This window comes from Floridaenema fluviatile BLCC-F154, from assembly GCF_041929135.1.
In the GTDB taxonomy this organism is placed as follows: Bacteria; Cyanobacteriota; Cyanobacteriia; order Cyanobacteriales; family Aerosakkonemataceae; genus Floridanema; species Floridanema fluviatile.
This window is the reverse complement of the sequence record NZ_JBHFNS010000093.1, coordinates 256,785-264,144: the sequence shown is the minus strand read 5'-3', so window position 1 is coordinate 264,144 and position 7,360 is coordinate 256,785. Positions and strand designations below refer to the sequence as shown.

9 protein-coding genes and 1 pseudogene are annotated in these 7,360 nt (G+C 41.3%); 1 reads left to right on the top strand and 9 read right to left on the bottom strand.

The features are described 5' to 3' along the window. Window positions 1-295: 295 nt before the first annotated feature. Window positions 296-967: a 2OG-Fe dioxygenase family protein gene (locus ACE1B6_RS28160; protein ID WP_413260609.1), complete on the bottom strand. Its 672-nt coding sequence runs from the start codon at window positions 965-967 to the stop codon at window positions 296-298. 153 nt (window positions 968-1,120) lie between these two features. Next, a complete protein-coding gene (locus ACE1B6_RS28155) occupies window positions 1,121-1,882 on the bottom strand; it encodes an HpcH/HpaI aldolase family protein (protein WP_413260608.1) in 762 nt (253 codons plus the stop codon). A 165-nt stretch (window positions 1,883-2,047) separates the two neighbouring features. Here ACE1B6_RS28155 and ACE1B6_RS28150 point away from each other — a divergent pair, with 165 nt between their 5' ends. Continuing rightward, entirely contained in the window at window positions 2,048-2,701 is a 654-nt protein-coding gene (locus tag ACE1B6_RS28150; RefSeq protein ID WP_413260607.1) for a response regulator transcription factor, read from the top strand. Here ACE1B6_RS28150 and ACE1B6_RS28145 read toward each other — a convergent pair. The 7 genes and pseudogenes from ACE1B6_RS28145 to rpsU all read right to left on the bottom strand — a co-directional run bounded on the left by ACE1B6_RS28145 (window position 2,698) and on the right by rpsU (window position 7,268). Beyond that, complete coding sequence (locus tag ACE1B6_RS28145; protein WP_413260606.1) at window positions 2,698-3,186, bottom strand: low molecular weight protein-tyrosine-phosphatase; 489 nt, start codon at window positions 3,184-3,186, stop codon at window positions 2,698-2,700. The genes ACE1B6_RS28150 and ACE1B6_RS28145 overlap by 4 nt on opposite strands. 56 nt (window positions 3,187-3,242) lie before the next feature. Further along, a complete protein-coding gene (locus ACE1B6_RS28140) occupies window positions 3,243-3,890 on the bottom strand; it encodes an HAD-IA family hydrolase (protein WP_413260605.1) in 648 nt (215 codons plus the stop codon). Beyond that, a complete protein-coding gene (locus tag ACE1B6_RS28135; protein WP_459563117.1) occupies window positions 3,891-4,511 on the bottom strand; it encodes a serine O-acetyltransferase in 621 nt (206 codons plus the stop codon). Next, complete coding sequence (locus ACE1B6_RS28130) at window positions 4,511-5,323, bottom strand: DUF6816 family protein (protein ID WP_413260603.1); 813 nt, start codon at window positions 5,321-5,323, stop codon at window positions 4,511-4,513. The genes ACE1B6_RS28135 and ACE1B6_RS28130 overlap by 1 nt, the downstream gene beginning before the upstream one ends. Before the next feature lie 87 nt (window positions 5,324-5,410). Further along, window positions 5,411-5,842, bottom strand: a pseudogene (locus ACE1B6_RS28125) (ChuX/HutX family heme-like substrate-binding protein); the annotation flags it as partial. Between the two features lie 89 nt (window positions 5,843-5,931). Next, window positions 5,932-6,888 (bottom strand): PhoH family protein, encoded by a 957-nt coding sequence (locus ACE1B6_RS28120; protein ID WP_413260602.1) that lies wholly within the window; start codon window positions 6,886-6,888, stop codon window positions 5,932-5,934. A gap of 206 nt (window positions 6,889-7,094) precedes the next feature. Beyond that, a complete protein-coding gene (gene rpsU / locus ACE1B6_RS28115; protein ID WP_073595038.1) occupies window positions 7,095-7,268 on the bottom strand; it encodes a 30S ribosomal protein S21 in 174 nt (57 codons plus the stop codon). Between the last annotated feature and the right edge of the window lie 92 nt (window positions 7,269-7,360).

The window sequence follows — 7,360 nt, the reverse complement described above, 5'->3', positions numbered from 1 at the left end:
CCCCGGCGCCCCCCCCGCGCCCGCCCGCCGCCCCCCCCCCCCCCGCCCCCCCCCCGCCCCCGCCGCCCCCCCCCCCCCCCCCCCCGCCCGCCCCCCCCCCCCCCGCCCCCGCGCCCCCCGGCCCCCCGCCCCCGCGCCCCCGCGCGCCGGGGGGCGGCGCGGCGGGGCCCCGCCGCCGGGGGCCCAGCGCCGTTGCCCGTCCCCAATCCCCAGCCCCCAGTCCCCAGTCCCCACTCCCCAGTCCCCAGTCCCCAATCCCCAGTCCCCAGTCCCCAGTCCCCAATCCCCAGTCCCCTTAATCTTCAATCAAACTCGGGCAAGTTAATACAAATACATCTCTTGTCCCAATACCTTCAGTTAGGGGTTTAATCGGAGTGGTGTAGTGGAAGAATTCTCGATCGTTTACTAGTAGTAACTCACCTGGATTTAAAACTTGTTTGAAAACCGGATCTTGTTTGCGATTTCTATATAGATGAGTTTCGCCACCTTCAACATTTTCTCGATCGACTGCGAAAATTCCAATTAAGTCAGTGCCATCTCTGTGAATCCCTTCCGGTGCTGGGTTGCCAAAATTATCCGGCGAACAACTTGTCCGAATTTGATGCACTCCTACTTCTAAAGCTACTGAGTTTAATTTGCAAAAATCACTAAAGGCAAATAGCAGTTTTTTAAATTCAACTAACTGGATTAATCCATCATCTAATTCGGCATATTCTCGCTTCATATCGCCGACTAAAGGGTTATAGTTTTTACTTTGAAATAAATGACCATGAGGTAGTTTCACTACTTCATCAGATGAAACTTTAAACCGCGACAATCTTCTTTGGCGATATTTACCTTTGATGTAAGGATCTACAGGTAAGTCGTTAAAGAATGGTTTGAAATCTTCTAAACGGATGCGATCGATCTTTTGCAATGTAAACATCATTGCATATTGCAATTCCGTTGAACCTAATAACGTTTGCATAGTATTTTCCCTTGCTATAGTTGATCCCCTATATTTTTCGGGGTCATTTGTTCCTATTATAAAAGCTGCTCAAAAAAATGTTGTGCAATAGACAACAAAAAATCACAATTTATGGTATGGAGAAATTCCAGTAAGCAAACATACTCAATCTAACTAACTTCTGACTGCTTTCACCAAAGCCTGACAAGCCCGAAGAAAAATTGCCACATCCACACCCAAAGCAATGTATTGCACCCCAGCATCAATCCATAACTTAGCCATTTCTGGGCGATCGGCAAATGTTCCTACAGCTTTTTTAGCTTGCTTAATCTTGGTGACACACTGTTTCATTAATTCGATTACACGATCGTCACCTACCTGTCCGGGAATTCCTAACGACTGAGACAAATCATAAGGGCCAAGAAAAACAACATCAATGTGAGGAACGCGGACAATTTCTTCTAAGTTTTCTACGCCTCGTATTCCTTCCACATGAACCACTACTAAAGATTCTGCATTCAATTTTTCGATAATTTCTGTACCTGCGGCAGTATACATTCCCGCACGGGTATTCAACGAAAGACCACGAGTACCCAAAGGGTAATATTTGGCACTACGTACCACTGCCGCGGCATCTGTGTTAGTTTCAATTTGTGGGACTTGGACACCTGCGCTGCCAATATCGAGAGCACGTTGAATTTGTGGGGGGTCATTTTTGCGAACTCGGACGATCGCATCTAACCCCACACAATCAGCCGCCCGACAAAGATCTTCTGCTGCTAAAGTGTGTAAAGGCCCATGTTCCAGGTCAATAATCGCAAAGTCAAACCCAGCGTGTCCACAAATTTCGATGAACGCCGGATAAGCACAATTCATAAATGGCCCAATTACAACTTCGCCCTGTTGAAGTTTCTGTTTAACTTGGTTTTTGCCCATTGGTCAGTAGTAAGCAACATCTTTCATTAGAATGTTAGTAGTTATAAAAGCTATCTCGTTAACTTTTGCCTAAGCATTTTTCGTAAAGGAGAATATGATAGCCATAACCTTTGATTTAGACTTAGCCTATTCTATTGGTTAAGTGTCCTAGCCACCTTTACCCTCATGTCCTTGATAATCGTAGTTGCAGATGACGATCTGCCGATGCGTCTTTTTGTAAGTGAATATTTAGAGATGTGTGGCTACTCAGTAATAGCAGCTGAGGATGGTCAAGCTGCGTTGGAGTTAGTTGAAAAGTATCATCCTCATTTACTGGTTACAGACATCATGATGCCGCGAATGGACGGCTATGAATTAGTGCGGCAAGTTCGTCAACGTCCCGAATTTCGTTTACTCCCAGTGGTATTTTTAACGGAAAAGAATTCTACTGAAGAACGAATTCGGGGCTATAAGTTAGGGTGTGATTCCTATCTACCCAAACCGTTTGAAATTCACGAATTAGGAGCGATTATTCGTAATTTACTCGAGCGATCGCAAATTATGCAAACCGAGTGGCATTTACGAACCCAGACACCCACATTATCAGGAAATGCTAACACAACTGCCCAAACAACTGTAACCATTGGGAGTTTGAGCGAACGAGAAAGACAAGTCCTAGAATTAATTACTCGTGGTTTATCGAATATAGAAATTGGCGATCAACTACATTTGAGTCCTAGAACAATTGAAAAATACGTCAGTAATTTGCTCAGAAAAACCGCAACTAGCAACCGAGCGGAGCTAGTAAGGATTGCCATTGAACAGCGTTTAGTTGATTAGGAAATAATTAACTGTTCCTGAGTAACAATGTAGTCAAGCAAACCTTCACAGGCATCTAACAAAAGATCGATTACCTGATTAAATCCTTCTGGACCACCATAGTAAGGATCGGGGACTTCTTTGAGATTATGCCTGGTACAAAAATCACACATCAGTTTTACTTTATCTTGGTATTGGCGAGAGCGATCGAGCATTAAAATATCCCGATAATTTTCTCGATCCATTGCCAAAATTAAATCAAATTTTTCCAAATCTGACCTCTGAAACTGACGCGCTTCCCCTACTAATTCAATTCCTCTTAGTTTAGCTGCGGTAGTCATTCTGCGATCGGGAGGACTACCAATATGATAACTAGAAGTTCCCGCCGAATCACAAATAATTTCTTTACTTAAACCTGCTTGATTAATCAGGTGTTTCATAATGTTTTCTGCCGAAGGAGAACGACAGATATTACCTAAACAGACAAACAGTAACTTGTAAGGCATCAGTCAAGAGAGTTTCAATTTTGGATTTTCGATTTTCGATTTTCTACTTTACACCTTTAGTTGCGATTTAGCCAGATCGCCCTTAAACCAGCAGCTTTTGCACCTTGATAATCTTCCTTAAAACTATCACCAATATGCCAAGCTGCATCAGCAGAACAATCATGTTTTGCTAACCCAGCATAAAAAATTTCCGCTTCCGGTTTTGCCGCACCAACTTCCGTAGAAATCGTGACAGAAGAGAAAAACTTTGTCAACTCTAAAGCATCTAAAACTGGGTAAAGACGAGAATCAAAATTAGACAACACGCCTAAAGTTATGCCCAGATTTTGCCAATGTTCCAAAACCGGAATTACATCATTATAAATAAACCAAGGTTCAGCCGTAGCAAAATAATCGTAAAGTTCCGCAAAAAAACTCGCAAAATCAGTAAACTTTTCCCAAACTCCTGCTTCTTGAAAAGTGTTAATTGCCACAGCTTCCCACCATTCAAATTCCCGCAAAGGAATCTCTTCCAAGGGAACTCCGGGAAAAGCCATTTTCTCACTCTTTTTAAAGCTGTTGTAGAAAGCTTGATCTAACTCTTCGAGAGAAACTTCTACACCAAACCTTTGAGCAATGCTACCGTAGACTTCTCCTACGCTACCTTTAATGCCAAACAGAGTGCCAACGGCATCTAAAAAAATTACCTTCGGTTGTTCCGCCATTTAAACTAATTCTTCTTTAACTTTCAAACCATCTCTTTTAATAATATAAGCAGGGATACCAACAACCACGCAATTATCAGGAACATTTTTCGTAACAACTGCATTTGCCCCTACAGTGACATTATTCCCCAAAGTGAGATTTCCTAAAACTTTTGCTCCCGCAGTGATTCTAACGTTATTTCCGATTTTCGGACGACCTGTTTTATCTTTATAACCAATAGAAACTTGTTGATTTACCCAACAATCTTCGCCCATATCTGCCATAATAATAGTGCTGAAACCATGTTGAATGAATAATCCTCCCCCAATATTACAAGAAGGATCAATAAACAACGAGGAACATTCTGGATAAAATGGTTTAACTATTTTCATGAATATTCTAGCTAGTAGATTACCTTTACTAATTCGATAATAATAAAGATTGCGAAACTCTTTATTTCGGGAATTTAGAGTTAATAAATTTACTAAATCAGACGATTCTTTCCATTCAAATACACTCACCCATTTTTGTACATCATTGATAATAATTTCCTTTTGATTTGTTAAGTAAAATAACAGTAATTGTGGCAAGAAAAAAGTTAATTCTAAAACAGTAATAACTTGATTTAAAATACCTTTCATCATCTCAACTCCAATACTTGTTGTGGGTAAAACTCCAAATTGTATTTATATATAGCAACTGGTTTTTCAGCAGCTATAAAATAATTAGGATCTTGAGGAGATAGATAAATAGCGGTGATTTGTTCGGCTGTAATTGGTACATTTGAGGCTTTTTGCCTTTGATAAAAAGTAGTTGTTTCTACTTCATTTAAATAAACTTGTGAGGCACTCCGAAATATTTGTTGAGAGATTTCTGTAGCGATAAACTGTTCAGAATTAGGCTGTTCAGTGGTGCGATTAGTAACTAAAGAAATTAGTTGGTTTTCTCCTGCTAAATAAGTAATTTGTTGATTTGGATTATCCCGATCGACCTTTACCGCAACAATAGATCGATCGCCCAAAACCGCCCTACCTATATTTAAGCTGTTAAAAGTGCGATCGGCAACCACCTTTAAAGACTTGAGTTTTGAATTTTGAGTTTTGAGTTGAGAAAAAGGATAACCTTTTACTTCTCTTTCCTGTTCATTCACCCCAACGAAACGCACTAAAAAATTGATAGGTTGATTTAAAAACTGTCGATTTCCCTCAAAACCCGGACTAACAAAATCAGGAGCCAAAGGTGCTATCATTTCCACCAAAGTACTACTAACATTCCAAGTTCCCATCATCCAATCTGGATAAACCAAATCCTCACTTCCTTTCACCGCTGAAAGAATAGGTTTAGCATCCCAATTAGGAAGATGAGAAAAGCGATCGTTCAGCGTACCCGCCTTAACCTCAGCACACCAAAAACCACACAACAAAACCAAACAAAAAACCCAAAAACCTCTCAAAAATCTTCTTCGTTTCCTTCGTGTCTTCGTGGTTAAAAAAATCAATTATCCCCTCCGCAAAAACTCCATACTCCTTTCCCCAAAAAACTAAATTGCCTCCACCGGAACAGGTTCCCAAACCTCCCCATACTTCTCTTGCAAACCCAACCAAGCTTCCACCTGTCCCGGTTCATATTCACCCGGTTTTCCCCACTGCAAAAAAGCACTAAAAGTAACTTCTTGCTGTTCATCCAAAAACCGAATTGCATAAGTAGTAAAATTTCCCCGTTTCGACTCCCCAGTTTCAAACTTCACCTGTTTAATTTTGTCCATATTCAAGTGAAATTCAAAATCATCAGCGTGCATATTCGCATACTTACCTTTAGGAAGTTCCGCATAAAAAAGCTTTTTAATTGGGCTACGTACTTCCAAAACTCCCGCACTGCTAGTAACAATTAAACGCAGTGTACCTAAATTTTCGCAAGCTTCGAGAAATTCTTTGAGATTAGCAGACATAATGATTTTGGTAATTGGTAATTGGTGAGAATAAACATCAAGTTTGTAGTATCGACTTCAGTCGTTCTTTCTTGAAATTCAGAAACACTAAAGTGTTTACAACGAACCTGATGTTAACTATTTTCGTACTTTTCGTAAGCAGTAACGATTCTTTGTACTAAAGGATGGCGTACCACATCTGCTTGAGAAAGGTGACAAAAAGCAATTCCTTCTACATTTCGCAGAATTTTTTCAGCTAATCCTAAACCAGAGGTTTGATTAGATGGTAAATCAGTTTGGGTAATATCGCCAGTCACTACCATTTTTGAGCGAAAACCTAAGCGTGTCAACACCATTTTCATTTGTGCTGCTGTGGTATTTTGCGCTTCATCAACAATGACAAAAGAGTTATTGAGAGTGCGTCCCCGCATATAAGCTAAAGGAGCAACTTCAATCACGCCTCTTTCCATTAAATTGGCGATTTTTTCTGGTTCGATTAACTCATGTAATGCGTCATACAAAGGGCGCAAATAAGGGTTAACTTTTTGCTGTAAATCTCCAGGTAAAAAGCCTAACCTTTCCCCAGCTTCGACAGCGGGACGAGTTAAAATTAACCGTTCATATTCATTAGCTAAAAGTGCTTGAACTGCTAAAACAGCTGCTAAGAAAGTTTTACCAGTACCAGCAGGGCCAATGCAAATGGTTAAGTCGTGAGTGCGAACTGATTGGATATATTGACGTTGACGAAAAGTTTTGGCGCGAATTTCTTCACCGCGACGAGTTCGGGCGAGGACATCTCGCTGTAAGTCTTGTAACTCTTCGGTACGTTGAGTGTCTAAAGCGTGACGGGCGGTGAGAATATCGACATTAGTGATAGTTTTACCATGTTTCCAGAAGTCTTCGAGCGATCGCACTAACCGCCCACAAAGATCCACCTGATTCGCCGTTCCCGAAATTAGTAAATCTTGTCCCCGCAATACCAGTGTCGCCCCAGTTTGTCGCGCCAAAGTCTTTAAATTTTCCTCTCTGACTCCGCTGAGTGCGATCGCACTTTCTCTTGTCGGTAACTGAATCGTCGTTGACTCCGGCATTGTGAAAAAATCTTCCCGCAGTTTAAAATCACCTTATCCTTATACAATACTTAATCCCCTGACAAAGCAAAAAGACGCTACACCCAAAAAGCCAGCCATCACAGATGTCAAATCTGAGATAACTAAAGATGTGGTTGAGCGTCATTTTTGCCTTTCCAGAAATTAAGAATTTATCGTTTTATTCCCGAATATTTCCGGCAAATAAATTAGTATCTGCGCTTGCGTGAAGCTTCAGCTTTCCGCTTGCGACGGAGGCTGGGCTTCTCGTACCGTTCACGGCGTTTAACTTCCGATAAAATTCCCGCTTTTTGAATCTTTTTTTTGAAGCGTCTCAACGCCGAGTCAATTGACTCATTTTCTCCCAAACGGACTTCTGCCACTGTTTAACTTTCACCTCCTTATGGCTTTGCAATTTACTACCACTAAGGCAATTGTATTCCTTTACTTCTGACAACGCCTCAATATTACATAG

Bases quoted from the DNA above. Each gene is read 5' to 3' on its own strand.
- ACE1B6_RS28155 (WP_413260608.1), bottom strand. From the start codon at position 1,882: ATGGGCAAAAACCAAGTTAAACAGAAACTTCAACAGGGCGAAGTTGTA.
- ACE1B6_RS28120 (WP_413260602.1), bottom strand. From the start codon at position 6,888: ATGCCGGAGTCAACGACGATTCAGTTACCGACAAGAGAAAGTGCGATC.
- ACE1B6_RS28160 (WP_413260609.1), bottom strand. From the start codon at position 967: ATGCAAACGTTATTAGGTTCAACGGAATTGCAATATGCAATGATGTTT.
- ACE1B6_RS28135 (WP_459563117.1), bottom strand. From the start codon at position 4,511: ATGAAAGGTATTTTAAATCAAGTTATTACTGTTTTAGAATTAACTTTT.
- ACE1B6_RS28140 (WP_413260605.1), bottom strand. From the start codon at position 3,890: ATGGCGGAACAACCGAAGGTAATTTTTTTAGATGCCGTTGGCACTCTG.
- ACE1B6_RS28145 (WP_413260606.1), bottom strand. From the start codon at position 3,186: ATGCCTTACAAGTTACTGTTTGTCTGTTTAGGTAATATCTGTCGTTCT.
- ACE1B6_RS28150 (WP_413260607.1), top strand. From the start codon at position 2,048: ATGTCCTTGATAATCGTAGTTGCAGATGACGATCTGCCGATGCGTCTT.